Source organism: Ruegeria sediminis (genome assembly GCF_005938215.1).
In the GTDB taxonomy this organism is placed as follows: domain Bacteria; phylum Pseudomonadota; class Alphaproteobacteria; order Rhodobacterales; family Rhodobacteraceae; genus Ruegeria; species Ruegeria sediminis.
Map to the genome: position 1 here is coordinate 737,216 of NZ_VCPD01000001.1, position 26,668 is coordinate 763,883.

The window sequence follows — 26,668 nt, forward strand, 5'->3', positions numbered from 1 at the left end:
AGGCGGAGTATGGAGTTCTTGACGGTTATCCAGATCCTCGACTCGACGATCCGCCTGGCGACGCCGCTGCTGCTCGCCTGTCTCGCCGGTCTCTATTCCGAAAGGGCTGGCATTTTCGACATCGGCCTCGAAGGCAAGATGCTGATGTCGGCGTTTTTCTCGGCCGCGGTGGCCGCCCTGACCGGTTCGGTCTGGCTGGGGCTGCTTGCCGGGATCGCCTCGTCGCTGGCGCTGGCGGGCCTGCACGGGCTGGCCTCGATCACCTTCCGGGGCAACCAGCTGATCTCGGGCGTCGCTGTCAATTTCCTTGCGGCAGGTATGACGGTTCTGGTGGCGCAGGACTGGTTTCAGCAGGGCGGGCGCACCCCATCCCTTTTCGGTCAGGGACGGTTCGAAAGCGCCGAATTCCCCTTGGCGATCGGGCCCAAGGACTCCGAGGCCACGGGGCGGCCCGTTTCGGAACTGATGGCGGAAACAAACATTCTGCATCAGGTCTACTCCGAACTGTTCTCTGGGCATTCAATCCTCGTCTATGTCGCCTTCCTGGCGGTCCCGGTGACCTGGTGGGTGCTGTTCCGTACACGCTTCGGGCTGCGCCTGCGGGCGGTCGGCGAGAACCCGGCGGCGGTGGACACCGCAGGCGTCTCGGTCGTCGGCCTGCGCTATGCCGCCGTCGCCATCTGCGGGGTGCTGTGCGGCATCGCGGGCGCCTATCTGGCCACCGCCCTGCAGGCCGGGTTCGTCAAGGACATGACCGCGGGCCGCGGGTTCATCGCGCTGGCCGCGCTGATCTTCGCGAAGTGGCGCCCTTGGCATGCGATGGGGGCTTGCCTGCTGTTCGGGCTGTTGCAGGCGGTGGCGCTGCGATTCCAGAACATCGATCTGGGCGGCGTGGTGATTCCGGTGCAGGTCATGGACGCGCTGCCCTATGTCCTGACGGTGGTGATCCTGGCCGGTTTCGTGGGCAAGGCGATTCCGCCCCGCGCGGGCGGAGAGCCCTACGTGAAGGAGCGCTGATAAGGCCAGATCGCGGCGCGCTATCAGTCCTGATTGCTGCGCGGCAGCATGGACAGTTGATTTTGGGTGCCGCAGCGGTTCTAAAAGATACATGCAGATATACCTCCCGATCGCCGAAGTGTCTGTCAACGCGTTCCTCCTGCTGGGGCTTGGGGGGATGGTCGGCGTTCTGTCCGGCATGTTCGGCGTCGGTGGAGGATTCCTGATGACTCCGCTGCTGTTCTTCATCGGAATTCCGCCGGCGGTGGCGGTCGCCACCGAAGCCAACCAGATCGTCGCGTCGTCCTTTTCGGGTGTTCTGGCGCATTTCCGGCGAAAGACCGTGGATCTGAAGATGGGCGGGGTCCTGCTCATAGGCGGTCTGACCGGCGCCGCGCTGGGGGTAGTGGTGTTCAACTACCTCAAAAGCCTTGGGCAGGTCGATCTGCTGGTCAAGCTCTGCTACGTCGTCTTCCTTGGCGTCATCGGCGGACTGATGTTCATCGAAAGCTTGAATGCGATCCGCAAAGCACGCAAGGCGGGTGGGTCGCCGCCACCGAAACGCCGGCAGCGCGGGTGGGTCCATGCGCTGCCGTTCAAGGCGCGGTTCCGCACCTCGGGTCTTTACATCTCGGTCATACCGCCCTTGGTCGTGGGGCTGTTCGTCGGTGTACTGTCGGCCATCATGGGGGTTGGCGGCGGCTTCATCATGGTTCCCGCGATGATCTACATCCTGGGAATGCCGACCAAGGTGGTCGTGGGAACGTCGCTGTTCCAGATCATTTTCGTGACCGGCTTCACAACGATGCTGCATGCGACGACCAACTATACGGTCGATGTCGTTCTGGCGGTTCTGCTTCTGGTCGGCGGTGTGATCGGCGCGCAGATCGGCACCGTCATCGGCGCGCGCATGAAAGCCGAACAACTGCGGATCCTACTGGCCCTGCTCGTGCTTGTCGTCTGCGGCAAGCTCGCCTCGGATCTGCTGCTGCAACCCGCCGAACTTTTCACGCTCGGCACCAGCGGGGGGCACTGACGATGTTGCGTGTGCTTGCCGCCCTGTGCCTCTTGAGCTTGCCCGCCCATGCGGTCGAAGAGTCCGTTGTCCTGGGCCTCAGCAAGGATCGCGTCGCCATCACCGCGACGTTCGACGGATCCGACATCCTGGTGTTCGGCGCGATCAAACGCGAGGCGCCAATCCCCGAGGGCGATCCGCTGGAGGTCATCGTGACGGTTTCGGGACCCTCCGAACCTGTGATGGTGCGCCGCAAGGAAAGGAAGTTCGGCATCTGGGTGAACACCGACAGCGTTCTTGTCGACTCCGCCCCCAGTTTCTATGCCGTCGCCACCAGCGCGCCGTTCGATAAGGTGATCACCAACACCGAAGACCTGCGCCACCGCATCTCGATCAACCGGGCCATCCGGTCGGTGGGCGCAGACATGCACATTCAGGGCGCGCAGGATTTCGCGGAGGCCGTGGTGCGCATTCGCGAGAAGTCTCGCCTCTACTCGATCCGGGAAAACACGGTTGCCGTCGACGAACAGACCCTGTTCCGGACCTCGATCGCCATGCCGGCGGATCTGACTGAGGGCGACTACAGTACGCGGATTTTCCTGACACGCGGCGGGCAGGTCGTGTCGAGCTTTGAAACAACCATCGGCGTGCACAAGGTCGGGCTGGAGCGAATTCTATTCAACATGTCCCGGCAGCAACCCATCGTTTACGGGCTGATGTCCCTGGCCATCGCAATAGCAGCCGGTTGGGGTGCTTCCACTGCGTTCCGGATGCTTCGCAACAGTTGATCCTTCAGCCGCGGCCGATATAGGGCATGGTCGTCGCCATTACCGTCATGAACTGGACATTCGCCTCGAGCGGCAGGCTGGCCATGTGAAGGACCGAGCGGGCGGCATCCTCGACCGCCATCGTCGGATCGGGTTCCCGCCCTTCGGCCAAGGCTGCATCGACCAGGCCCTGAACCATCGGCGTGCGCGCATTGCCGATGTCGATCTGTCCGCAGGCGATGTTGAACGCGCGCCCGTCCAGCGACAGGCTGCGGGTCAGCCCGGTGATCGCGTGTTTGGTGGCGGTGTAGTGAACCGAATTCGGGCGCGGAACATGCGCCGCGATCGAGCCGTTGTTGATGATGCGGCCGCCCTGAGGATCCTGATGTCGCATTCCTCGGAAGGCCGCCCTGGCGCACAGGAACATGCCGTTCAGATTGACGTTGACCGACTGATACCAATCCTCGAGAGCGATCTCGTCGATGGTGCCTCCGGGGGCGAAGATGCCCGCATTGTTGAACAGGACGTCCAGCCGCCCGGTCCAATCGGTGAAATCCCGAAACGCCGCCACGACTGCATCCGGATCAGTCACATCCGCGGCCAGAGGCAACGCATTCTCTTTGCCCTCTGCCATTTCCTCAAGGACGTCCAGGCGGCGGGCCAACAACCCGACCTTCCACCCTTGCGACAGAAACAGTTCCGCCGCAGCCCGGCCTATGCCCGAGCTTGCGCCCGTCACGATGATCGTTCTCATGTCTCCTCGGCCTCCAGTTCCAATGCCGCCGCCGGAACCTGCCGCAGATCATCGACGCGCAGCGCGTGGGACGGCTTGGCAAGCCGGTTACGCACGACCCAGATCAGGCGTTCCTGCGCGCGGGTGATCGCGACATAGGCCAAGCGTTTCCAAAGCGGTTGCCCCGCCTCGGTCCGGCCCATCCGCGACGCCGCGTAGATGTCCGGTGCGAACACCTGCACCGTCTCCCACTGCGACCCCTGCGCCTTGTGGATCGTGACCGCCGCACCGTGCAGAAACGTCGCCCCCATGCGCGCCGCGAAAGGGATGAACGGCTCGTCCTCGTCCGGTTTCTCGATCTTGACGATGGACGCCGCGCTGACCTGGGGATCCTCGGCTCCGATCACGTGCAATCGGGAAAATCCTGGCTTGCGCCCCGGCCCGAGATAGATCACCTGTGCACCCTTGATGAGGCCCCGCGCCTCGAGATCCAGACGCTTCTTGCGGTGCTTCAGCGGCAATTCGATCCCGTCGCAGATCAGCGGCTCGCCTTCCAGCAACTCGGTCTCGGGCGCTCCGTGCACCTGGCGGAATGCGTTGATCAGACGTATGCGCGTCGCGTTGCGCCAGACCAGAACCGGGCTGCGGGCCATCAAATCGACCTCGACCCGCTGGCCCCATACAACCCGATCATCCTTACGGGCGGTCTGCTCGACCATCCGCTCGAATTCCTCGAATCCAAGCTCGGGATCCGCCAATGCATGCGCGAGATCCAATATGGGATTGTCGGCGTCCTGACGGTGAATGCGGCTGAGCGTCAGCTTGCGCGGCGCGGGCAGCGCGTCGAACACCATAGAGCCGGACTGGTTGACCGGGGCAAGCTGGGCCGGGTCGCCGAACAGCAGCAGAGTCGGAAATATCTCTTTCAGGTCTTCGAACTGCCGGTCGTCCAGCATCGACGCTTCGTCGACAAAGCCGATGTCCAGTGGTTCGTCGCGGCGTTTCCAACCGGTGATGAAATCCGATCCCCGCAAACCAGCCGCGGCGAGCGCGCCGGGGATGGACTTGTTCCTTTCGTAGAAGGCTGCGGCGCGGTCCAGCGCCTCGTCCGTCAGCCCTTCGATCTCGGGCCGCTCGTCATTGCCGGCCAGCCATTCCGCGATGCGCTCGTATTCCGGGTCGTAGACAGGCGTGTAGAGGATCCGGTGGATCGTCGTTGCCGGCACGCCGCGCAGGCGCAGGACGCTGGCGGCCTTGTTCGTGGGCGCAAGGATCGCCAGGGTGCGCTTGTCGCGCGACTTGCGGCTCTCGTAATCGCCGGAGATCACGTTGACACCAGCCCCGGCCAGAGCCTTGTACAGTTCGGCCAGCAACAGTGTCTTTCCGGATCCCGCCTTGCCGATAACCGCCAAGACGCCGGATTTCCCGGCGCCCGGCAGTTTCAGCAGGGCATCGTCATCAAGGTCGATACCCGCGGTTCGCAGCATCTCGGCGATGCTGTCATAGGCGGTTGCCTGATCGTCGGAAAAGGTCACATTCGGCGCGGACATGGCGTGACCCTACAGGGGCGCGACATCCATCGCCAGATGCTGTTTCACCCATTCACCATCTCAGGCGGAACGGGCGAAACGTGGTCTGCCCGACTTGCCGAAAGCCGCGTTGAACCAAAGGCGCGACAGCTCTCTCGGAATGCCCGCCCTTTCTGCCACCCGAGCACAGTCCGCCTGGGAGAACGGCCAGAGACCGACCGAGACCTGATCCCGTCCCACTCCCTGCGACCCGAGGATTTCGGGCGACGACCCGATCAGACGATAGATCCGCACCATGCGCGCGTCGAACACGCCCGCGATATGTGTCAGGCCGAAACCCTCCATGACTTCGCCCCCGCTTAGCATGATCGCACCGGCGGTGCAGGGGCTGGCGGTACGCGACAGGCAGAACCGGGTGACCTCCCAGATCAGCGGGCTGCAGATCGGCGCTCCACCGGTCAGATGTCCGAAGACGTCGTTGACCATGGCCGGCCCGGTGGTCGGCAGGAACCGCATGGAGCCGCCGTGGCCGCCGTCCTCCTCCTCCCAGATCACATAGAGCGGGTTCAGATCGTCGTACCGATCCCGCTCTTCACCCTTTTCGTTCACCTGCACGTCCCAACCGAGCCGGGTCTTGAACTGATCCGCGCGGTCGCGAAACATGTCCTCCGCCAGTCTGGGATGCTTGTGCAATTCGTCTGCGTAAAGATACCGGAGCATGACTAGTTCCCCTTGCCGTCCATATCTGGAACAAAGGGGGTACGAGCCTATGGTTAATTTCCGGTCAGCGGTCCGGCCCGCCGTTAAACCACGATTAAGCCACGGCTCATGGCCGTCGCTATCGCATGAGTTGTATTTAGCGCCCCGAGTTTGAACCGGGCGCTTTCGATATAGACCCGCAGCGTGTGCTCGGAAATCGACAGGGAATGGGCGACCTGCGCGCGGCTGTAACCAAGCGCCAGCAGCGTCATCGCGTCAAGCTCGCGCGGGGATAACATGCGGGATTGCTCCGGCTGCCGACCGCTCTCGAACTCCAGCGCCTTCCGGTTGAAGAAATGGGCAATCAGGATCAGATCGCGACCATATGTCTTGGTGAACTCCTGCCAGGTCTCGTCATCGCAGGAGTGATTGACCGTGAAAAGCGCGAACTGGCCGTTCGGGCCGCGGATCGGGATTGAATAACCCTGGTTGCCGACCCCATGCAGCAGGGCGTCCTGAAGAAACGCCTTCGAAACCTTTCCGGACCAATCCAGCGTCTTCCAGTCAACGGGATGAAATCGTTGGAAGCACCCGATAATAACGGGGTCTATCCGGTGGTAGTTGCGCTCGCGGTAGCGTTCTTCCCAAGCACCGGAATATGTCGTGCAGCCGTACTGATCGCCCGCGCCGTCGACCCAGTGATAGATGATGTGGTCTATTTCCAGTTTGTTTCGGATCGCGATCGCGATCCGTTCAAGATCCTCAAGCGAGCTGGTGCCATCCAGTTCCTCGAGGACCGGGTTCAAATCGACCTTCGTTCCCATTCGCGGGCGCCCGTGCCTTTTCGTTCTTGAACGCAATTTCGGCCGCCGCGATCAGCTTGGTGTCGTCAAGCTGCTCGGCAAGGGCGCTCATCCCGTTCGCGGCTGCGAAGGTTTTGAGATCCGACAGAACGTCCAGTATCCACTCATTATGCGGCATCAGAGTCTCCCCGAAATGGTTAACGATTGGTTAACACAACCATAGCATGTGTCTCGTAATAGTGAATACTCACCGGTTTCCACTCCCCAAAAACAGCGAGGCGGGTTTTGGCAAGCATTTGAAACAACTCAACAGCAAATTGCATGGAAAAAGCCCGCGAACCACAGGTGTGATTCGCGGGCTTCTCATTTGACTGATCCGATCCGGTTCAGCCGCGCGCGTCGAGAACTTCTTCGAGCGTCCGCAAGCCGGTGCGCGGCGATTGCACCAGCACCGACATGTTGCCCGGCTTGTGTTCGTTGCGCATCATCTTCATGTGCGCCTCGGGAAGGTCGCCCCAGGTGAAAACCTCGGACATGCACGGATCCAGACGGCGCTCGACCATCAGTTGGTTGGCTGCCGACGCCTGTTTCAGATGCGCGAAATGCGAGCCTTGCAGACGCTTCTGGTGCATCCACATGTAGCGCACGTCGAAGGTCAGGTTGTAGCCGGTGGTGCCGGCGCAGATCACGACCATACCGCCCTTCTTGACCACGAAAGTCGAGACAGGAAAGGTGCTTTCGCCGGGGTGTTCGAAGACCATGTCGACGTTCACACCCTTGCCCGTAATATCCCAGATCGCCTTGCCGAACTTGCGGGCTTCCTTGAACCATTCCGCATATTCGGGCGAGTTGACCGTGGGCAACTGGCCCCAACAGTTGAAGTCCCGGCGGTTGATCACGCCCTTGGCGCCCAGCCCCATGACGAAGTCGCGCTTGCTTTCGTCCGAGATCACGCCGATCGCGTTGGCGCCGGCCGTGTTGATCAACTGGATCGCATAAGAACCCAGACCGCCCGACGCGCCCCAGACCAAGACGTTCTGGCCGGGCTTCAGATCGTGCGGCTCGTGGCCGAACAGCATCCGGTATGCGGTCGCCAGCGTCAGGGTGTAACAGGCGCTTTCTTCCCAGGTCAGGTGCTTGGGACGCGGCATAAGCTGTTGCGCCTGAACGTTGGTGAACTGGGCGAAGGAACCGTCGGGGGTTTCATAGCCCCAGATGCGCTGACTCGGCGAATACATCGGATCGCCGCCGTTGCATTCCTCGTCGTCGCCGTCGTCCTGGTTGCAGTGGATCACCACCTCGTCGCCGACCTTCCAGCGCTTGACCTTGTCGCCCACGGCCCAGACGATGCCGGACGCGTCGGATCCGGCGATGTGGAAATCCGCGCCATGCACGTCGAACATGCTGATCGGAACGCCCTTAGAGGCCCAGATGCCGTTGTAGTTCACGCCCGCGGCCATCACCAGGACCAGCACCTCGTGGCTGTCCAGTTCCGGCACATCCACCACCTCGAGCTGCATCGCCTTGGCCGGTTCGCCCTGGCGCTCCTTGCGGATCGCCCACGCGTACATCTTCTTGGGCACATACCCCATCGGAGGGATTTCGCCCATTTCATAGAGGTCTTTTTCGGGCGCTTCGTACGATGCGATCCCACCGTCAGTGTCCAAAGCCATGCTGGCCTCCTTCGTTCAAGATCCTTGCCGCAACGCAGAATCGCGGCCTTCCATAGGATGAGATATTTGTCCGAACGCAACAATGCAATAGTTTTTCTGCCGTATTTTGAAATTTTATAACCCTGCGACTGCAGAAACGCCTTTCGCTCCCGCAGAATCAAGCGGGTCGGGGTCACCAAGCAGGTGTGCCACGGATTTGGCATAGTACTCCATCAGGTAGCCACGATCCGTCGCGGGGCCCAGATCACCGCCATTCCGTGACAGGATTCGTCGTTCGACAAGTTGTTCGATCGCGGCTGCGATGGCTACGCCGTCCTGACCGGCCCAAACGCCCTTTTCGCGCATGAGTTCCGCAATCCGCGCCTTCAGATCGGTTTCCGGCATCGCGCCTTGTGATTTGACAAGCCAGCACGCCACCGGGGCCGGCACCAAGGGCACGGCCGCGCCAATCCTCGACATCAGGTCGCGCGCAAGCGGCGTCATCACCTCGCCCGTCCGACCGGTTTGGAATTCGCGCAGCGAAATCGGAGTTCCGTATCGCACGGATGCCAAGCCGAACCTGCGGTAGCGTCCGATCACGCGCCGCCACAGTTGCTTGAGAAACCACCGCGAAATCACCCCGATTCTTGCCCGAAACCGTTTTTCCTTTCGCGTGGCCGCTGCGGTCAGAATCGTGTCTTCCAGCACGCGGTCGTAATTCAGGGCCACCGGCACGAAGACGACATCCCGCTCTGCGGTATCGGCACCTTCGATGATGTACTTCAACAACCCAAGCTTCGGCCTGCCCAATCCCCCCGTCAGGCTCAGTCCGCCTTCGGGGAACATCGCCTGGGTGACGCCGGCCCTTGTCGCGTGACGGACGTAACAGGCCAACACCTGGCGGTAGAGATCGCTGCCCGACTTGCGCCGGATGAAGTAGGCGCCCATGGCACGGATCAGGCGGCTCAGCGGCCAGACGCGCGCCCATTCCCCGACGGCATAGGACAATGCCGATTGCCGGGCCGCCAGGTAAGTCACCAGGACATAGTCCATGTTGCTGCGGTGGTTCATGACGAACACGACCGTCGCGTCCGGATCTATCTCGGCCAACGCCTTTTCATCCTGATAGCTCAGGCGGACATCGTAGAAGGCATTGCTCAGCAGCCGCGCTGCGCGAATGGCGAAACTGAAATAGGTGAAGGCCGAGAAGGACGGAACGATCTCGCGCGCATAGCCGCGCGCCTGCTCGAATGCCACCGCTTCGGGGATGCCGTTCTCGATCGCATGATCCTGGACCGCCTGTCCGACCTGAGGGTCGTAGATCAGCCGCTGGATCATGTCGTGCCTGCGCGCCAGCTTGAAGGGGCGAATCGGCCGCTCCAGCCTCAGGTTCAGCCGCGCGACGGCCTTTTCAAGGCGGCGGCGAAAGAACCAGCGAACCGACGGAAACAGGAAATGCGACGCGAACGTGACTGCGGCGAACAGCACGATCAGCACAAAGAGCCACAGCGGGAGTTCCACGGTCCTGGTCATCCGTGCAGCCTGCCACCATTCACGTGCCGTCACAATCTGCAGAAAGACTTCCATGCCGCAATGCAGCGAATTGACATGTCCCGAAAATTGCGCTTTAGAACATCAATACGAAATATTATTGCCCATCAATCCGAGAGGCCCCAAATGACGCAGATGCAGAAAGATCGTCCCTGGCTGATCCGGACCTATGCCGGTCACTCCACCGCCAAAGCCTCGAACGAGCTTTACCGCAGCAATCTCGCCAAGGGGCAGACCGGGCTTTCGGTCGCCTTCGATCTGCCGACGCAGACCGGCTATGACAGTGACCACACGTTGGCGCGGGGCGAGGTCGGCAAGGTGGGCGTTCCGATCTGCCATCTGGGCGACATGCGCGTTCTGTTCGACCAGATCCCGCTGGAGCAGATGAACACCTCGATGACCATCAACGCCACGGCCCCCTGGTTGCTGGCGCTCTACATCGCGGTGGCCGAGGAACAGGGCGCGGACGTTTCCAAGCTTCAGGGCACCGTTCAGAACGACCTGATCAAGGAATACCTGAGCCGGGGCACCTACGTGTGCCCGCCGAAACCGTCCCTGAAGATGATCGCGGACGTGGCCGAGTACTGCTACACCAATGTTCCGAAATGGAACCCGATGAACGTGTGCTCGTACCACCTGCAAGAGGCAGGTGCGACGCCCGAGCAGGAACTTGCCTTTGCGCTGGCCACGGCACAGGCGGTGTTGGACGAACTGCGTCCGCGCGTCCCGCCCGAGGACTTCCCGGCGGTGGTCGGCCGCATATCGTTCTTCGTGAACGCCGGCATCAGGTTCGTGACCGAGATGTGCAAGATGCGGGCCTTCGTCGATCTTTGGGACGAGATCTGCGAGAAACGCTATGGCGTCACCGACCCGAAATTCCGCCGTTTCCGCTATGGCGTGCAGGTCAATTCGCTGGGACTGACGGAACAGCAGCCCGAAAACAACGTCTATCGCATCCTCATCGAAATGCTGGCGGTGACGCTGTCGAAGAAAGCGCGCGCCCGCGCCGTGCAACTGCCTGCCTGGAACGAGGCGCTGGGTCTGCCCCGCCCCTGGGATCAGCAATGGTCTATGCGCATGCAGCAGATCCTGGCTTATGAAACCGATCTGCTGGAATACAGCGACCTGTTCGACGGCAATTCCGCGGTCGATGCCAAGGTCGAGGAATTGAAACAGGGCGCGCGCGCGGAACTGGCCAACCTCGATTCCATGGGCGGTGCAGTGGCGTCGATCGAATACATGAAATCGCGCCTGGTGGATTCGAATGCCGAGCGCCTGAACCGGATCGAACGCAACGAGACCATCGTGGTCGGCGTCAACAAATGGACCGAAGGCGAAGCATCGCCTCTTCAGACCGAAGACGGCGGCATCATGGTCGTCGACCCGGCAGTGGAACAGGAACAGATCGCCCGCCTTGGCGAATGGCGCGCCGGGCGTGACGACAGAGCCGTCGAAACCGCTCTGGCAGCACTGCGCGACGCCGCCAGAACCGGCGCCAACATCATGGAACCCTCGATCGCCGCGGCCAAGGCGGGCGTGACGACCGGCGAATGGGCCGAAGAGATGCGCAAGGCCTATGGCACCTATCGCGGCCCGACCGGCGTGTCCGGATCCGTGTCGAACAAGACTGAAGGCCTGGAGGATTTGCGCGCTGCGGTAGACGCCGTCAGCGACAAGCTGGGCCGCCGCCTGAAATTCCTGGTCGGCAAACCGGGACTCGACGGCCACTCCAACGGGGCCGAGCAGATTGCGTTCCGGGCACGCGATTGCGGAATGGACATTTCCTACGAAGGCATCCGCCTTACGCCCGAGGAAATCGTTTCCGCGGCCATCGAAGACGGCGCCCATATCGTCGGCCTGTCGATTCTGTCGGGAAGCCATGTTCCGCTGGTCGAAGACGTCATGAACCGCCTCCGCGCGGCCGGTCGGGATGATATCCCCGTCGTTGTGGGCGGCATCATTCCCGAAGACGACGCAGCCAAATTGAAAGCCATGGGCGTTTCGAAAATCTATACGCCCAAGAATTTCGAATTGAATGCGATCATGAGCGATATCGTCACGCTGGTCAGCGCCAAGGATATTGCAGCGGAATAATTCCCCCTGTTTTTCCATTCCAAATTGAGGGATGGAAAAAGATCCTAAATGGATTAACGTGGCCGCGACGCGCCGCGTTAATCTGAATATTTCCGAAATGGAGCGAGTAATGGGGATTGAACTGACCAAAATGTCGCGCAAGGAACTGCTTGAATTGCGTGAAAACATTGATCTGGCATTGAAAAACGCGGAGCAAAGAGAACGGCGCGAAGCATTGGAAGCTGCCGAAAAAGCGGCCGCGCAGTTCGGATTTTCGCTTTCCGAGCTTTCCGGAGAAGCGCGCCGCAGCACCAAGGGGACCAAGGCGAAACCAAAATACCGCAACCCTGGCAATCCCGAACAAACCTGGACCGGACGCGGGCGCAAACCGCAGTGGATTCACGATGCGCTGAAAGCGGGCGCCGATATTTCGGATCTGGAAATCTGACCGGAGCCGGGTCTCGAAATGACAATTCACATTGGCGCCCAGAAAGGCGACATAGCAGAAACCGTTTTGCTGCCCGGCGATCCCTATCGCGCTAAATGGGCTGCGGAAACATATTTGTCCGAAGTGAAACAGGTGAACAGCGTTCGCGGAATGCTGGGATTCACCGGAACCTGGAAAGGGAACCGGGTCAGCATTCAAGGAAGCGGGATGGGGATGCCCTCGCTCTCGATCTACGTGAATGAACTGATCCGCGATTTCGGGGCGAAAACGCTGATCCGCATCGGGTCTTGCGGCGCCATGCAGGACAGCGTGAAATTGCGCGACGTCATTCTTGCAATGACTTCGACAACGCTCAGCACACCGTCGCGCGGAATTCTGAAGGAACTGAATTTCGCGCCCTGCGCGGATTGGAGCCTGCTGCAGGCGGCGGCGCAGGCGGCGCAGGCCAAGGGGACACCCACGCATATCGGCGGCATCTATTCCTCGGACGTGTTCTATGACGAACGCCCCGACCTGAACGAACAGATGGTGCGGCACGGCATTCTGGGGGTCGAGATGGAGGCCGCAGAACTCTATATCCTTGCCGCGCGGCACAAATGCCGGGCGCTGGCGGTGCTGACCGTTTCAGATCACCTGCTGACGGGCGAGGCGCTGCCATCGGCCGACCGGGAACAGAGCTTTGGCGACATGGTCGAGATCGCGTTGCAGGCCGCATTCCCGAATGCGGCCTAAGCTGCACACGCGCTGATCCAAGTAACAAAAAACGGCTGCGACGGGCGGAGGCGTCTCTGCCCGTTTCCCCTTCGTCTTGCCCTAGCGCCCGTGCGTCCGGTCGTAGCCGCTCGGTGCGGGACTCTCCCACCCGGACAGCGATCCCTCCTCGGGCGCGAAGGTCTCGACCAGCAACGGATGACACGAAGCCACGTCCGAGGAATGCTCGGACGAGCAATCACCGCCCGGACAGGCGCTGAGATTGCCCAACAGATCGATCTCGGCAAAGAACTCGAGATAGTCACCGGGCCGAACGGGCGAAGCTTTCATGAAATATTGCCCGGTATCGCGAGTGAAGCCCGTGCACATGAAGACGTTGAGAACATCGTGGACATGGGGTTCCGCCTCGGTCAACGGGATCCTCAGGTGATCGGCCAGCGCCCGGGTCAGGTTCGAATGGCAGCAATGGTGATATTGCGTTCCCGCCAGCAAGTTGCCCGTGTAGGGGTCGCAGCGCGTGCCGATCACATCATGCACCGAACCTCCGAACGGATCGACCCCGTACCAGTCCAACGTGTCGGCCACGATGGTCGCCATCGGACGCATGTGGGGAAAACTGGACCACATGCGGTCGCCTGTGGTGATGTGGGTGCCGTGCAAGGCCCGCGTCTTGCCGGAATAGAACCGTTCTGAAAGGTCGCTCCGGTTCCAAAGGTTCAGATCACCTACCTGCGGCCCTCCGACCGACGTGATCCGAAAGAAATGCCCGGCCGGCACTTCGAAGCAGAGGGCGTCACGGGCCCGGACCAGCACTTCGCCGGTCTTGGTCGCACCTTCCCGGGCCGCGCGATAGAGCGCGAGATCCGGTTGTGGCAGCGTTTCGGTCGGGTAGCAGATCACCGGAGCCACGGCACGGCGCGCAACGGCATCGGAGGGAGCGGAGAATTTGGTCATGGCCAACCTTGCTGGTTCGGGTTTGTCGCAGGCTGACATTGTTCCCGCCACGTGAGAAGCCCTGATTTCAATCACGCGTGACGATCGAGCGGTATTCGGTCCGGTAAGGGTCGGCTCACTGGTCCCTGCCCCGCAGGCACCGGCGTGGCTCGGCTTCGCCCGGCTGTTCGGCGCCGCAAAAGGCGCACCGCCAAACGCCCGCGGACCGGTGCAGCCGCCAGCGGCAGTTTCGCGTCAGGTTGGAGGTGCGAGAGCGCCAGACGAAATAGGCGAGAACGCCGAGAGCGAGGGCGACTAGAAGCACAGGCATGTCCCTGCTCTGCCCCATCAACCTTTCGAAAGCAACCTGCTGCGTCGCGGCGACAAGCCGCCTTCGGGCAGCTTGTCGACAGGAACACGGGGCTCCGTTACGAATTTCAGGCGGCGTTGGCGTATTCGAACAGTTCGGGCTCGCGGTCCGAGACAGGTTGTACGGGTTCGGGCGTGTAATAGGCCCAGGCCTGCTCAAGCAGCTTCAGGGCTTCGGCGGCCGAGACTTTCGGTGCGGTACGTGCGGTTTTCATGGGTGTGATCCTGTTTTGAGTTCATCACCCCTCCCTGCCGGCAATCTAGGTACCTGACAGGGTGGTTGCACCGCATATTTCTGCAACCTGGTCATGCACTTGCCGCAACGCGGCAAGTGCTGCTTATCTTGCGCGATCCGTCAGACCGTACGCTCGACCATCATCTTCTTGATCTCGGCGATTGCCTTGGCCGGGTTCAGCCCCTTGGGGCAGGTCTTGGCGCAGTTCATGATCGTGTGACAGCGATAGAGCTTGAACGGATCCTCAAGCTGATCCAGACGCTCACCCGTCGCCTCGTCCCGGCTGTCGATGATCCAGCGATAGGCGTGCAGCAGAGCGGCGGGGCCCAGATAGCGGTCGCCGTTCCACCAGTAGCTCGGACACGAGGTCGAACAGCTGGCGCACATCACGCATTCATAGAGACCGTCGAGTTTCTTGCGGTCCTCGATCGATTGCTTCCACTCCTTTGCCGGCCGGTTGGTCTTGGTTTCCAGCCAAGGCATGATCGACGCGTGCTGCGCATAGAAATGCGTCAGGTCGGGAATCAGGTCCTTGACCACCGGCATGTGCGGGAGCGGATAGATCTTCACGTCGCCCTTGATCTCGTCCATGCCGTAGATGCAGGCCAGCGTGTTGATCCCGTCGATATTCATCGCGCACGAGCCGCAGATTCCCTCGCGGCACGAGCGGCGGAACGTCAGGGTCGGGTCGATCTCGTTCTTGATCTTGATCAGGGCGTCCAGAACCATCGGTCCGCATTCGTCCATATCGACGAAATAGGTGTCGACCCGCGGGTTCTGCCCGTCATCCGGGTTCCAGCGGTAGATCTGAAACTTGCGGACATTGGTCGCGCCTTCGGGCCGGGGCCATGTCTTGCCCGTGGTGATGCGCGAATTCTTCGGGAGGGTCAGTTGTACCATGGGTTCCTCTCCTTAGAAGGTCCGCGCCTTGGGCGCGATCTTGTCGATGTTGATGCCGCCCTGCGCCTCGGTGGTCAGAGGATCGACGATGACGGGCCGGTAGCTGAGGTCGACCTGGTTGCCGTCGATGCGGCTGACGGTATGGACGCGCCAGTTCTGATCGTCGCGTTCGGTGAAATCCTCGTGCGCGTGCGCGCCGCGCGATTCCTTGCGCGCCTCGGCACCGACGATGGTGGCCAGCGCGTTCGGCATCAGGTTGGTCAGTTCCAGCGTTTCCATCAGGTCGCTATTCCAGACCAGCGAACGGTCGGTGACCTTCAGGTCATCGAGCTTGGCGGCGATCGCCGTCATCTTCTCGACCCCTTCCGCCATCGTTTTTGCCGTGCGGAATACGGCGGCGTCCGCCTGCATGGTTTTCTGCATCTCAAGCCGCAGTTCGGCCGTCGCGACGTTGCCGTTCGCGTTGCGCAGCGCGTCGAAGCGGTCGAAAGCCTTGTCGACCGACGCCTGGTTCAGCACCGGGTTCGGCGCATCCGCATCGACGACCTTGCCGGCGCGGATCGCGGCGGCGCGGCCGAACACCACCAAGTCGATGAGCGAGTTCGACCCCAGGCGGTTGGCCCCGTGAACCGAGGCGCAGCCGGCTTCGCCCACCGCCATCAGGCCGGGAACAACAGCGGTCGGGTCTTCGGCAGTCGGGTTCAGAACTTCGCCCCAATAGTTGGTCGGGATGCCGCCCATGTTGTAGTGAACGGTCGGCAGAACCGGGATCGGCTCCTTGGTGACATCCACACCGGCGAAGATCTTGGCCGATTCCGAGATGCCGGGCAGGCGCTCGTGCAGCGCCTCGGCGGGCAGGTGGCTCAGGTTCAGGTGGATGTGGTCGCCGTCCTTGCCCACGCCGCGGCCTTCGCGGATCTCCATGGTCATCGAACGCGAGACGTAGTCGCGCGGCGCCAGGTCCTTGTAGTGGGGCGCGTAACGCTCCATGAACCGTTCGCCTTCGGAGTTGGTGAGGTATCCGCCCTCGCCGCGTGCGCCTTCGGTGATCAGACAGCCCGAGCCGTAGATGCCGGTCGGGTGGAACTGCACGAATTCCATGTCCTGCAACGCCAGACCCGCGCGGGCCACCATGCCGCCGCCGTCACCGGTGCAGGTATGGGCCGAGGTGGCGCTGAAATAGGCGCGCCCGTAGCCGCCCGTCGCCAGAACAACCATCTTGGAGTTGAAGACATGCATGGTGCCGTCGTCCAGTTTCCAGCACACCACGCCCTGGCACTGACCGTCCTCGGACATGATCAGGTCGATGGCGAAATACTCGATGTAGAACTCGGCATTGTTCTTCAGCGACTGGCCATAGAGCGTGTGCAGGATCGCGTGACCGGTCCGGTCGGCCGCCGCGCAGGTGCGCTGCACCGGCGGGCCTTCACCGAATTCGGTGGTGTGGCCGCCGAACGGGCGCTGGTAGATCTTGCCTTCCTCTGTCCGGCTGAACGGTACGCCGTAGTGTTCCAACTCGTACACCGCCTTGGGCGCCTCGCGCGCGAGGTACTCCATCGCGTCGGTGTCGCCCAGCCAGTCCGAACCCTTGACGGTGTCGTACATGTGCCATTGCCAATGGTCGGGGCCCATGTTCGACAGCGATGCCGCGATGCCGCCTTGCGCGGCAACGGTGTGCGAGCGGGTCGGGAAAACCTTGGTCACGCAGGCGGTGCGCAGTCCCTGTTCGGCCATGCCGAGCGTGGCGCGCAGACCGGCCCCACCGGCGCCGACCACGACCACGTCATATTCGTGCGTTTCGTATTCGTAAGCAGCCATGTTCATTCAGCTCCGGTCTTTAGAGGGCGATGCGCGCGATGGCGAAGATGCCGGTCGCGGCCGCGGCGTAGGAAAGGCAGATCACCAGGATGATCAGGATCTTCTGCATGAGACCATGCACATAGTCCTCGATTAGAACCTGCGCGCCATCTGCGAAATGCTTGAAGCCGACCGCAAGGGTCAGCGCGGCGACGACCGCCGGGAAGGGGCGCGAGAAATAGCTCATGACCGCGTCATGCGACTGTCCCAGCATCGGGCCGAAGGTGAAGACGAAGAGCGGAACGAGGATCAGCAGAGCCACCGAGCTGACCTTCATGGCCCAGAAATGAGCGGTCCCGGACTTGGCCGAGCCCATGCCAACGGCACGCTTGCGGTCGGTAAGATAACGCATCTTGGGCCTCCGTTATGCGATGATCAGAAGGGTCAGGACGGTCAGGACGAACGAGCCGATCACGACTGCCCAGCCCAGCTTGTAGGCTGTGGGAAGGTCAAGTCCGATCGCATTGTCCCAGATCAGGTGCCGCACGCCGGCCAGCGTGTGGTACCAAAGCCCCCAGAGCGACAGCGCCATGATCAGGTCGCCGAACATCGACGTGATGATGCCATCGACAGTCTCGAAATACTCGGGCGAGGTCGCGGCGGCGAGGAACCACCAGACGATCAGCAGGGCAGCGACGATCATTGCGTTGCCGGTGATCCGGGTCAGGATCGACGTGACGGACGTCAACTGCGGGCGATAGATAGTCAGGTGCGGTGAAAGCGGGCGATTGCCCCGATTGACATCGGCCATGGTGGCTCCTTTCCGGTTGGCTGGAGAAGTTTTTACCCCATTTTCTGAATCTGTCACGCGCTGCAGGTGCAAAAAACGCGAAATCCGATGCAAAACACCAGATTAACCGGCTTTGTGATCACGCAAATTGTCAGTGTGATCACATTGCCGGGCGTTCGGCAGGAATGCTAGCGTTATCAATGCGGCAAAGTTGTGATCACGAATCTTTCTAGGCGTCATTGCAGCTTCGCGGTCTGTTGCGTCACCTCGCGCAGCAGCTTCTTTCGAATGCGTTCAGGATAGTCGCGAAACCTCGCGGCCGAGACGACAAAGGCTCCTTCGCCCACGATCACGTTCTCGAAGAAATAGGCGGTGAGGTCGGGTTCGCTCTCTTCGATCGCGATGGCGTTCACCGTGATGCCGCGGGCGCGCAGGGCGCGGTGAAGCCGCGACGGCTCGATGCCCTCGTTGGACACACCATCGCCCGACAGGTCGATCAGGTGGCGCTTGCAATCGGGAACCTCGTCGAAGGAGGCCATCGTGGTTTCCAGCGCCTCGCCGATGGCGGTGGAGAAGTTGCGCCACACCCGCTGGTCGGTTGCGACGGTTTCGGCAAAGGTTTCGAGCACGTCGAAGCTGCTGATCCGGGTCCAGGGGATCGTCACCTGCTGGCGCGACGCGCCGGTCCATTGCACGAGCATCAGCTTGGCCTGCGCGCGCACCAGCGCCTCGGAAACGATCGGGTCCCGCAACCCGGCGGCAAGCCCGTCCATCTGGATCCGGAACTCGCCGGAATCGACCGAGCCCGACACGTCCACGGCCAGGGCCAGCGCCAGGTCGCAGGCGGCCGCGGGAGGCGCCAGAACAACACTGAAGGCGAGGCAACGCACAAGGTTCATGGCGCCAGAGTAGCACGGAACGCGCCTCCGGCGATCCTTGAAAATCACCGGAACCCTCGACCCCACAAAGCCGAAAATTCCTTAGTTTACATTGGCATAAGCGCCCAATAGTCGAGATCCAGAAGAACCTCGGGGCGGTATTTTCCGTCTTCGGTTTTCAGCGCAAAGGGCTCGCCGCCCTTGGTTGCGACAAGCCGCAGGCGAATGGCGCCGACGCCGGGGGCATCGGTCTCGGCCTTGTCCAGAACCTCGGTCCAGGCCTTGACGGTATCGCCCGCGAAACACGGGTTTGCATGCGCGCCGCCGTTCAGGCCGACGATCATCTGCGCGTTTGCAAGGCCGTTGAAGGACAATGCGCGGGCCATCGAGATTACGTGGCCGCCGTAGATCAAGCGTCCTTCGGGGCGGAAGGTCAGGTCGAAATGCACCTTGGCTGTGTTCTGCCAGAGGCGGGTGGCGAGCATGTGCTCGGCCTCCTCGATGGTCACGCCGTCCACGTGATCGATCATTTCTCCCGTTTTGTACTCGTCCCAGCGATGGGACTCTCCGGATTGTACAAAGTCGTAACGCGAGAAATCGAGGCCCTTGGGCACCACCAGATCCGCCGCATCCACGGCGCCCTTCAACTCGGGCACGACGGTTTCGGGCGCCGGGGCGTTGGGGTCCGACTTGCGGACCATGACCCAGCGGACATATTCGATCACCACCTCGTCGCGCTGATTCAGGCCGCGGGTGCGGACCCAGACGACGCCGGTCTTGCCGTTCGAGTTCTGCTTGAGCCCGATCACCTCGGACTCGGACCGCAGCGTGTCGCCGGGATAGACCGGCAGCAGCCAGCGGCCCTCGGCATAGCCGAGGTTGGCCACCGCGTTCAGCGACACGTCGGGCACGGTCTTGCCGAACACCACGTGGAAGGCGGCCAGATCGTCGATCGGGCTTTGCGGCAGGCCGCAGTTGCGCGCGAATTCATCCGAGGAATAGAGCGCGTGGCGGGCGGGATAAAGCGCGTGATAGAGCGCGCGCTCGCCGCCCGAGATCGTGCGCGGCACCGCATGGGTGAGGATCTGTCCAACGGAATAGTCCTCGAAGAACCTGCCGGGATTCGTCTTTGCCATCATTGCTGCCCCAGTTTCATGTCCGGTGAATAATCGGCCTCGACCGTCTTGGTGACCGCCTGCGCGCAGCGCATGACGCCCTTGGCGGCGTCGAAGGCGTAAGAGGGAGAGCCGTATAGCTCCCACCCCTTGGCCAGCGCGTCCGTGACCTTGTGGCAGAAGGCCGACGTGTCCTCTTCGGTCAGAAGGCGGTAGAGAGTTGCCATGGTTTCAAATCCTCATGTCGGGAAGGGCGACGGGCCGACGAGGCCGTGGATGTAGCCGATCACCGCGAACAGCACGATAGAGCCCGCGAAGAACATCGCGTCCTTGCCATAGGTGCCGGGTTCGCCGGGGGTCCAGTCGGGTTCGGTCCGGTTGATGACGATCACCTCGACCACCGCCCATGCCAGCAGGCCGCCGAACAGGACGATCGAGGCCAGGTCGCCGTTCACCAGCAGGTGTGCGAAGGCCCACAGCTTGAACCCGCCCAGCATCGGGTGGCGCACCTTGTTGAGGATCAAGCCCTTGGTGCCTGCGGGGCTCATCATCCAGATGGCGATCAGCACCAGCAGGTTGTTGAGATGGATCATGAACGAGGGCGGCGACCACACATGAATGAAATCGGTCATGCGATAGCCGAAGATCATCAGCAGGACCGACACCGCGACGCCCAGCGCCACCGCGCCCTTGCCCGCGTCGCCCATCGCCGCGCGGCGTTCGGGCATCAGCCGTTTGAACAGATGCGCGAGCCACCACAGCGCCACGCCAAGGATCAGAAGAACGAAGCCCATTGCCGGCCTACCCCGCTTGCAAAGCTGTTATCGCATCCGCTTTTGCCAGAATTTCACGGGCGGTGACAACGTGAAGGTTCTCGACGATCTTGCCGTCGACCACGGCCACGCCCTGGCCCTGCGCCTCGACCTCTTCGAAGGCGGCGATCTGGCGGCGGGCCAGGTCGATCTCGGCCTCGGACGGGGCGTAGGCGGCATTGGCGACCGGGACCTGCGCCGGGTGGATCAGCGTCTTGCCGTCAAAGCCCATGTCGCGGCCCTGCGCGCATTCCGCCGCCAGCCCCTCGTCATCCTTGAAGGCGTTGTAGACGCCATCGACGATGATCAGCCCCTCGGCCTTGGCCGCCAGCAGGCAGAGGCCCAGCGAGGTCACCAGCGGCAGGCGGTCGGGGCGGAAGCGCGTCTGCAATTCCTTGGCGAGGTCGTTTGTGCCCATGACGAACCCCGCCATCAGCGGATGCGCCGCGATCTGGGCGGCGTTCAGCATCCCGCGCGGCGTTTCCATCATCGCCCAGATCGGCAGGTCGCCGGTGATCGCCGCCAGCGCATCGACATCGGCGGCGCCGTTCACCTTGGGCAGCAGCACGACGTCGGCATCCATTTCGCGCACGGCTTCGGCATCGGCCCTGCCCCACGGCGTGTCCAGCCCGTTGATTCGGACGATCCTGACGCGCGGGCCGTAGCCGCCGGCTCCCAACGCGGCTTTCAGCGTCTCGCGCGCGTTCTCTTTTTCGTCCGCCGCCACGGCGTCTTCCAGATCGAAGATGATGGCGTCCACGGGCAGGGTCCGGGCCTTTTCAAGGGCCCGCTCGCGCGAGCCGGGAATATAGAGAACGGAACGGTAGGGGCGCTGGCGCGGGTCCATGGGTCTCTCCGTGAGAAATAAAGTTGCGTGGAATGGGCCATCTTTTTCCGGAAAGTTCAAGGATAAAATCGCCGCAATGCAGCATAGGCGAAGCCGGGTCAGGTCAGGGCGTCCCAGATCAGCTTGCTGCCGGTTACGGTGAGCAGCACGTAGGCGATGCCGAAGAACAGCCGTTCCGACAGCATCCAATGCGCGCGCACGCCCAGCCATGCGCCGAGCACCGCGAAGGGGGCTAGCAGCAGGTTCGCCCAGGCGGTCTGCGCGGTGAACATGCCGAGCCAGGCGTAGGGCACGAACTTGGCGATGTTGATGGCCCAGAAGGTCAGTACGGTCGTCGCCTGGAACTCGGTCTTGGACAGTTTCTGCGACAACAGGTAAACGGCGGCGGGCGGCCCGCCGGCATGGCTGACGAAGCTGGTGAACCCCGCGACGGTGCCCGCAAAGAGACCGGCCCCGGCCGGCAGGCGGTTGCGGAACCCCTTCACCCATCCGCGGGTCTGCGCCAGGTGCCAGACCACGAAGCCCACCGAAATGCCGCCGATGAGCAGCCGCAGCAGATCCGCGTCGGTCGCCCGGTAGAGCCACGCCCCCAGCGCCACGCCGGGCACGCCGCCCAGCACCAAGAGCTTGGCGTCCGGCCAGCTCCAGCGCCGCCAATAGGGCGGCAGCGTCGCCAGGTCGATGATCATCAGGATCGGGAGCATCAGGGCAAGTGCCTGCCCGGGCTCCAAAATCAGGGCCAGAATCGAGGAGGAGGCGAAGGCCACGCCCGAGCCGAACCCGCCCTTGGAAATGCCCGCGAAAATCACGGCCGGGATCGCCAAGGCAAAAAACGTGGCGTTGAATTCGATCATGCGCGCACCGCGAAGCCCCTGTTTCTCAAGCCGTTTAGCGCAACCACGCCGGAAGCGACAGAGCCAATGCGCTGCCTTGCCGCGTCGCAGAACTCTTGCGTGATGCCGCTTTTGCGAATAGCAAACCCGCGATTTCAAACCGGATCGGAGTAGAATTCCCATGGCCAGACCCAAGATCGCGCTGATCGGCGCAGGTCAGATCGGCGGCACGCTCGCCCACCTCGTCGCACTGAAGGAACTTGGCGACGTCGTTCTTTTCGACATTGCCGAGGGCATTCCCGAGGGCAAGGCGCTCGACATCGCCGAATCCGGCCCGTCGGAAGGGTTTGACGCCAAGCTGAAGGGCACCCAGTCCTATGCCGACATCGCCGGCGCCGACGTCTGCATCGTGACCGCCGGCGTGCCGCGCAAGCCGGGCATGAGCCGCGACGACCTCCTGGGCATCAACCTCAAGGTCATGAAGTCGGTCGGCGAAGGCATCCGCGACAACGCTCCCGACGCCTTCGTCATCTGCATCACCAACCCGCTCGATGCGATGGTCTGGGCGCTGCGCGAATTCTCGGGCCTGCCGCACAACAAGGTCTGCGGCATGGCCGGCGTGCTGGATTCCGCCCGGTTCCGCCACTTCCTGGCCGAAGAGTTCAACGTGTCGATGAAGGACGTCACCGCCTTCGTTCTGGGCGGTCACGGCGACACCATGGTTCCCTCGGTGCGCTACTCGACCGTCGCCGGCATCCCGCTGCCCGACCTGGTGCAGATGGGCTGGACCACGCAGGAGAAGCTGGACGCCATCGTCCAGCGCACCCGCGACGGCGGCGCCGAGATCGTCGGCCTGCTGAAGACCGGCTCGGCCTATTACGCGCCGGCCACCTCGGCGATCGAAATGGCCGAAGCCTATCTGAAGGACCAGAAGCGCGTCCTGCCCTGCGCCGCCTATTGCGACGGCGAACTGGGGGTCAAGGGCATGTATGTGGGCGTGCCCACCGTGATCGGCGCGGGCGGCATCGAAAAGATCGTCGACATCAAGCTGAACGAGGTCGAGCAGGAAGGGTTCGACAATTCGGTCAACGCCGTGAAGGGCCTGATCGAAGCCTGCAAGGGCATCGACGGCTCGCTGAGCTGAGAACCGAACCGCATCGCATGACGGAAACCCGGCCGGATACATGGCCGGGTTTTCGCTTTTCGGGCCTGCGGATTTCAGGTCCGGTCCGCGGCCGGTCACGCATCCTGCGGCCGGTCGTGGTTGAAGATCGACACCGCCACTTTCCATGTCCCGTCCGGCTGGCGCTTGAGGACGTTGACGAAGCTGCCCCGCTCGGACGGGGTCGCGCCGGTGACGGCGAAGGTTCCGACCTGGTAGGCCATGTCCCCCTCGACGCCGAATTCCACAAGTTCGTTGCTGTGCGTGCCGCCGCCACTGTCGCGCATCCGCGACCGGTAGGTGTCGAGGAACGCCTGCTTTCCGCGGGTCATCGGCTGGCCGGGCGCAAGCAGGATGACGTCGTCGGTGAAGAAGGCGGCGCAGCCTTCGGCATCGCCCCTGTTGAAGGCCTGGTTGTAGGCGTCGTCGAAATCCTCGAGAATTTTCTTCATGTCCATGGTTGTCTCCCTCGGGCCGGGGTTGATGGCTTGGCGGTCGCAAATGTGGGACCATCGTAGCGGCCAGCCTGTGCCGGAGCCACGAAAGAGCCTTGGCGCGTCCTGCCGGTTCGCCCGCCGGACGCCCGGTTTGCCGCCATCGCAGGCAAGGCCGGGATTCGGCGTTTGGAATGTTGGCGCAAACGTCGCAAATCATTATCGCCCGGACGTTTTTCCCTGACACCTCGTCGGGAAGTCGAATCATCGGCGGAGAACCCCGGATATGTGATCACACCCCAAAAATGTGTGATCACAAAACGCAGAAATCTTGCCGAAAATGGGGTCTGCGGCAAAAAACCCTTTAAAGTCGCGATCAGGAAACGCCTATATCCGTCCAATCGCAGTCAGACGGGACAGTTTCGATGAACATTCACGAATATCAGGCCAAGGCCCTTCTTCGCAGCTATGGCGCGCCGGTTTCCGACGGCCGCGTCGTGTTGCGCGCCGAAGAGGCGAAAACCGCAGCCGGCGAAATGGATGGCCCCCTTTGGGTCGTCAAGGCGCAGATCCATGCCGGCGGGCGCGGCAAGGGCCACTTCAAGGAGGCCGATGCCGGTGAGAAGGGCGGCGTCCGTCTGGCGAAGTCGGTCGAGGAAGCCGCCGAGGAGGCCAAGAAGATGCTGGGCCGTACCCTGGTGACGCATCAGACCGGACCCGCGGGCAAGCAGGTCAACCGCATCTACATCGAAGCGGGCTCGGGCATCGAGCGCGAGCTTTACCTGGCGCTGCTGGTTGACCGTCAGACCAGCCGCATCTCTTTCGTCTGCTCGACCGAGGGCGGCATGGACATCGAGGAAGTCGCGGCCGAGACGCCCGAGAAGATCCTTTCCTTCTCGGTGGACCCCGCCACCGGCTATCAGCCCTATCACGGCCGCCGCATCGCGTTTTCGCTGGGGCTGACCGGTGGCCAGGTCAAGCAATGCGTCAAGCTGATGGGGCAGCTCTACAAGGCCTTCGTCGAGAAGGACATGGAGATGCTGGAGATCAACCCGCTGATCGTGACCGACGGCGGCGACCTGAAGGTGCTGGACGCCAAGCTGGGCTTCGACGGCAACGCGGTCTACCGCCACCCGGACATCGCCGAGCTGCGCGACACCACCGAGGAAGACCCCAAGGAACTGGAAGCCAGCAAATACGACCTGAACTACATCGCGCTGGACGGCGAGATCGGCTGCATGGTGAACGGCGCCGGCCTGGCGATGGCGACGATGGACATCATCAAGCTTTATGGCGCCGAGCCGGCCAACTTCCTCGACGTGGGCGGCGGCGCGACCAAGGAAAAGGTGACCGAGGCGTTCAAGATCATCACCTCGGACCCGAATGTCAAAGGCATCCTGGTCAACATCTTCGGCGGCATCATGCGCTGCGACGTTATCGCCGAGGGCGTGGTGGCCGCGGTGAAGGAAGTCGGCCTGAAAGTGCCGCTGGTCGTGCGCCTGGAAGGCACCAATGTCGAGAAGGGCAAGGAGATCATCAACACCTCCGGCCTGGACGTGATCGCGGCGGACAACCTGAAGGACGGCGCCCAGAAGATCGTGAAGGCCGTCAAAGGCTGATCCCAATTCCGTAGGGCGGGCTTCAGCCCGCCTCCCGAAGATTTGGCGGGCTGAAGCCCGCCCTACACAGGAGAATGCCAAGATGGCAGTCCTCATCGACGAAAATACCAAAGTGATCTGTCAGGGCTTTACCGGCTCGCAGGGCACCTTCCACAGCGAACAGGCCATCGCCTATGGCACCAAGATGGTCGGCGGCGTGACCCCCGGCAAGGGCGGGATGACCCATCTTGACCTGCCGGTGTTCAACTCGGTCCACGAGGCCAAGGCGGTGACCGAGGCCAATGCCAGCGTGATCTACGTGCCGCCGCCGTTTGCCGCGGATTCGATCCTCGAGGCGATCGACGCCGAGATGGAAGTAATCGTCTGCATCACCGAGGGCATCCCGGTGCTGGACATGATGAAGGTGAAGCGGGCGCTGGAAGGGTCGAAATCGCGGCTGATCGGGCCGAACTGCCCCGGTGTCATAACGCCCGACGCCTGCAAGATCGGCATCATGCCCGGCCACATCCACAAGCGCGGCTCGGTCGGCGTGGTCAGCCGCTCGGGCACGCTGACCTACGAGGCCGTCAAGCAGACCACCGACGTGGGGCTGGGACAGTCCACCTGCGTCGGCATCGGCGGCGATCCGATCAAGGGCACCGAGCATATCGACGTGCTGGAATGGTTCCTGGGCGATGACGAGACCCAGTCGATCATCATGATCGGCGAGATCGGCGGCAGCGCCGAGGAAGAGGCCGCGCAGTTCCTGGCGGACGAGGCCAAGAAGGGCCGCAAGAAGCCGGTCGCGGGCTTCATCGCGGGCCGCACCGCCCCTCCGGGCCGCCGCATGGGCCACGCGGGCGCGATTGTCGCCGGCGGCAAGGGCGGCGCCGAGGACAAGATCGAAGCCATGCGCAGCGCCGGCATCGTCGTGGCGGAAAGCCCGGCGCAGCTGGGCGAGGCGGTGCTGGAAGCGATTGGTTAACGC

30 protein-coding genes are annotated in these 26,668 nt (G+C 62.6%); 9 read left to right on the top strand and 21 right to left on the bottom strand.

What is annotated here, in order from left to right; all coding sequences use genetic code 11:
* The first annotated feature begins 9 nt into the window (after positions 1–9).
* The 3 genes from FGK63_RS03775 (at position 10) to FGK63_RS03785 (ending at position 2,799) form a co-directional block, all read left to right on the top strand.
* The gene (locus FGK63_RS03775; protein WP_138840249.1) at positions 10–1,017 is read left to right on the top strand and encodes an ABC transporter permease; all 1,008 of its coding nucleotides are present in this window, start codon (positions 10–12) and stop codon (positions 1,015–1,017) included.
* 91 nt (positions 1,018–1,108) lie between these two features.
* The gene (locus tag FGK63_RS03780) at positions 1,109–2,032 is read left to right on the top strand and encodes a sulfite exporter TauE/SafE family protein (RefSeq protein ID WP_138840250.1); all 924 of its coding nucleotides are present in this window, start codon (positions 1,109–1,111) and stop codon (positions 2,030–2,032) included.
* Between the two features lie 2 nt (positions 2,033–2,034).
* On the top strand, positions 2,035–2,799 hold the full coding sequence (locus FGK63_RS03785; RefSeq protein WP_138840251.1) for a TIGR02186 family protein: 765 nt from the start codon (positions 2,035–2,037) through the stop codon (positions 2,797–2,799).
* Positions 2,800–2,803: 4 nt separating this feature from the next.
* On the opposite strand, the gene FGK63_RS03790 is transcribed toward FGK63_RS03785, so the two are convergent.
* The 7 genes from FGK63_RS03790 to FGK63_RS03820 form a co-directional block, all read right to left on the bottom strand.
* Positions 2,804–3,532, bottom strand: coding sequence for an SDR family oxidoreductase (locus FGK63_RS03790; RefSeq protein WP_138840252.1), 729 nt, complete (start codon positions 3,530–3,532; stop codon positions 2,804–2,806).
* Entirely contained in the window at positions 3,529–5,061 is a 1,533-nt protein-coding gene (locus tag FGK63_RS03795; protein WP_138840253.1) for an ATP-dependent DNA helicase, read from the bottom strand. The genes FGK63_RS03790 and FGK63_RS03795 overlap by 4 nt, the downstream gene beginning before the upstream one ends.
* Before the next feature lie 60 nt (positions 5,062–5,121).
* Positions 5,122–5,760 carry an acyl-homoserine-lactone synthase gene (locus tag FGK63_RS03800; protein WP_138840254.1) on the bottom strand — a complete coding sequence of 213 codons (639 nt, stop codon included), beginning with the start codon at positions 5,758–5,760 and terminating at the stop codon, positions 5,122–5,124.
* Positions 5,761–5,843: 83 nt separating this feature from the next.
* Positions 5,844–6,563: a helix-turn-helix transcriptional regulator gene (locus tag FGK63_RS03805; protein ID WP_138840255.1), complete on the bottom strand. Its 720-nt coding sequence runs from the start codon at positions 6,561–6,563 to the stop codon at positions 5,844–5,846.
* Positions 6,502–6,720, bottom strand: coding sequence for a hypothetical protein (locus FGK63_RS03810; protein WP_138840256.1), 219 nt, complete (start codon positions 6,718–6,720; stop codon positions 6,502–6,504). The genes FGK63_RS03805 and FGK63_RS03810 overlap by 62 nt, the downstream gene beginning before the upstream one ends.
* Positions 6,721–6,928: 208 nt before the next feature.
* Positions 6,929–8,215, bottom strand: a complete 1,287-nt coding sequence (gene ccrA, locus FGK63_RS03815; protein WP_138840257.1) for a crotonyl-CoA carboxylase/reductase — start codon at positions 8,213–8,215, stop codon at positions 6,929–6,931.
* Between the two features lie 114 nt (positions 8,216–8,329).
* Positions 8,330–9,727 (bottom strand): 1-acyl-sn-glycerol-3-phosphate acyltransferase, encoded by a 1,398-nt coding sequence (locus tag FGK63_RS03820; protein ID WP_138840258.1) that lies wholly within the window; start codon positions 9,725–9,727, stop codon positions 8,330–8,332.
* A 144-nt stretch (positions 9,728–9,871) separates the two neighbouring features.
* On the opposite strand from FGK63_RS03820, the gene FGK63_RS03825 reads away from it, so the two are divergent.
* The 3 genes from FGK63_RS03825 to deoD all read left to right on the top strand — a co-directional run bounded on the left by FGK63_RS03825 (position 9,872) and on the right by deoD (position 12,998).
* A complete protein-coding gene (locus FGK63_RS03825) occupies positions 9,872–11,839 on the top strand; it encodes a protein meaA (RefSeq protein WP_138840259.1) in 1,968 nt (655 codons plus the stop codon).
* A gap of 109 nt (positions 11,840–11,948) precedes the next feature.
* On the top strand, positions 11,949–12,266 hold the full coding sequence (locus FGK63_RS03830; RefSeq protein ID WP_138840453.1) for an H-NS histone family protein: 318 nt from the start codon (positions 11,949–11,951) through the stop codon (positions 12,264–12,266).
* 18 nt (positions 12,267–12,284) lie between these two features.
* A complete protein-coding gene (gene deoD, locus FGK63_RS03835) occupies positions 12,285–12,998 on the top strand; it encodes a purine-nucleoside phosphorylase (protein WP_138840260.1) in 714 nt (237 codons plus the stop codon).
* Between the two features lie 81 nt (positions 12,999–13,079).
* Here the strand turns inward: deoD and FGK63_RS03840 are convergent, their stop codons facing one another.
* The 13 genes from FGK63_RS03840 to FGK63_RS03895 all read right to left on the bottom strand — a co-directional run bounded on the left by FGK63_RS03840 (position 13,080) and on the right by FGK63_RS03895 (position 22,507).
* Entirely contained in the window at positions 13,080–13,931 is an 852-nt protein-coding gene (locus FGK63_RS03840) for an urea carboxylase-associated family protein (protein WP_171052561.1), read from the bottom strand.
* A gap of 115 nt (positions 13,932–14,046) precedes the next feature.
* Complete coding sequence (locus tag FGK63_RS03845; protein ID WP_138840261.1) at positions 14,047–14,241, bottom strand: hypothetical protein; 195 nt, start codon at positions 14,239–14,241, stop codon at positions 14,047–14,049.
* A 106-nt stretch (positions 14,242–14,347) separates the two neighbouring features.
* Complete coding sequence (locus FGK63_RS20665) at positions 14,348–14,494, bottom strand: hypothetical protein (RefSeq protein WP_171052562.1); 147 nt, start codon at positions 14,492–14,494, stop codon at positions 14,348–14,350.
* 140 nt (positions 14,495–14,634) lie between these two features.
* The gene (locus tag FGK63_RS03850) at positions 14,635–15,414 is read right to left on the bottom strand and encodes a succinate dehydrogenase iron-sulfur subunit (protein WP_138840262.1); all 780 of its coding nucleotides are present in this window, start codon (positions 15,412–15,414) and stop codon (positions 14,635–14,637) included.
* Positions 15,415–15,426: 12 nt separating this feature from the next.
* Complete coding sequence (gene sdhA / locus FGK63_RS03855; protein WP_138840263.1) at positions 15,427–17,232, bottom strand: succinate dehydrogenase flavoprotein subunit; 1,806 nt, start codon at positions 17,230–17,232, stop codon at positions 15,427–15,429.
* 19 nt (positions 17,233–17,251) lie between these two features.
* On the bottom strand, positions 17,252–17,623 hold the full coding sequence (sdhD, locus tag FGK63_RS03860) for a succinate dehydrogenase, hydrophobic membrane anchor protein (RefSeq protein WP_138840264.1): 372 nt from the start codon (positions 17,621–17,623) through the stop codon (positions 17,252–17,254).
* 12 nt (positions 17,624–17,635) lie between these two features.
* Positions 17,636–18,022, bottom strand: coding sequence for a succinate dehydrogenase, cytochrome b556 subunit (gene sdhC / locus FGK63_RS03865; RefSeq protein ID WP_138840265.1), 387 nt, complete (start codon positions 18,020–18,022; stop codon positions 17,636–17,638).
* A 215-nt stretch (positions 18,023–18,237) separates the two neighbouring features.
* Complete coding sequence (locus FGK63_RS03870; protein ID WP_138840266.1) at positions 18,238–18,900, bottom strand: DUF1194 domain-containing protein; 663 nt, start codon at positions 18,898–18,900, stop codon at positions 18,238–18,240.
* An 86-nt stretch (positions 18,901–18,986) separates the two neighbouring features.
* Positions 18,987–20,015, bottom strand: coding sequence for a MaoC family dehydratase (locus FGK63_RS03875; protein ID WP_138840267.1), 1,029 nt, complete (start codon positions 20,013–20,015; stop codon positions 18,987–18,989).
* Positions 20,015–20,221, bottom strand: a complete 207-nt coding sequence (locus tag FGK63_RS03880; protein WP_138840268.1) for a DUF1737 domain-containing protein — start codon at positions 20,219–20,221, stop codon at positions 20,015–20,017. The genes FGK63_RS03875 and FGK63_RS03880 overlap by 1 nt, the downstream gene beginning before the upstream one ends.
* A 12-nt stretch (positions 20,222–20,233) precedes the next feature.
* Positions 20,234–20,788, bottom strand: coding sequence for an NnrU family protein (locus FGK63_RS03885; protein ID WP_138840269.1), 555 nt, complete (start codon positions 20,786–20,788; stop codon positions 20,234–20,236).
* A 7-nt stretch (positions 20,789–20,795) separates the two neighbouring features.
* Positions 20,796–21,653 (bottom strand): HpcH/HpaI aldolase/citrate lyase family protein, encoded by an 858-nt coding sequence (locus tag FGK63_RS03890; RefSeq protein ID WP_138840270.1) that lies wholly within the window; start codon positions 21,651–21,653, stop codon positions 20,796–20,798.
* A 98-nt stretch (positions 21,654–21,751) separates the two neighbouring features.
* Positions 21,752–22,507 (bottom strand): sulfite exporter TauE/SafE family protein, encoded by a 756-nt coding sequence (locus tag FGK63_RS03895; protein ID WP_138840271.1) that lies wholly within the window; start codon positions 22,505–22,507, stop codon positions 21,752–21,754.
* A gap of 160 nt (positions 22,508–22,667) precedes the next feature.
* On the opposite strand from FGK63_RS03895, the gene mdh reads away from it, so the two are divergent.
* Positions 22,668–23,630, top strand: a complete 963-nt coding sequence (gene mdh / locus FGK63_RS03900; protein ID WP_138840272.1) for a malate dehydrogenase — start codon at positions 22,668–22,670, stop codon at positions 23,628–23,630.
* A gap of 95 nt (positions 23,631–23,725) precedes the next feature.
* Here the strand turns inward: mdh and FGK63_RS03905 are convergent, their stop codons facing one another.
* Positions 23,726–24,106 carry a YybH family protein gene (locus tag FGK63_RS03905; RefSeq protein ID WP_138840273.1) on the bottom strand — a complete coding sequence of 127 codons (381 nt, stop codon included), beginning with the start codon at positions 24,104–24,106 and terminating at the stop codon, positions 23,726–23,728.
* Positions 24,107–24,507: 401 nt separating this feature from the next.
* Here FGK63_RS03905 and sucC point away from each other — a divergent pair, with 401 nt between their 5' ends.
* Both sucC and sucD read left to right on the top strand, forming a co-directional pair.
* Entirely contained in the window at positions 24,508–25,701 is a 1,194-nt protein-coding gene (sucC, locus tag FGK63_RS03910; protein WP_138840274.1) for an ADP-forming succinate--CoA ligase subunit beta, read from the top strand.
* A gap of 82 nt (positions 25,702–25,783) precedes the next feature.
* Positions 25,784–26,665 carry a succinate--CoA ligase subunit alpha gene (gene sucD, locus FGK63_RS03915; RefSeq protein WP_138840275.1) on the top strand — a complete coding sequence of 294 codons (882 nt, stop codon included), beginning with the start codon at positions 25,784–25,786 and terminating at the stop codon, positions 26,663–26,665.
* Positions 26,666–26,668: the final 3 nt, after the last annotated feature.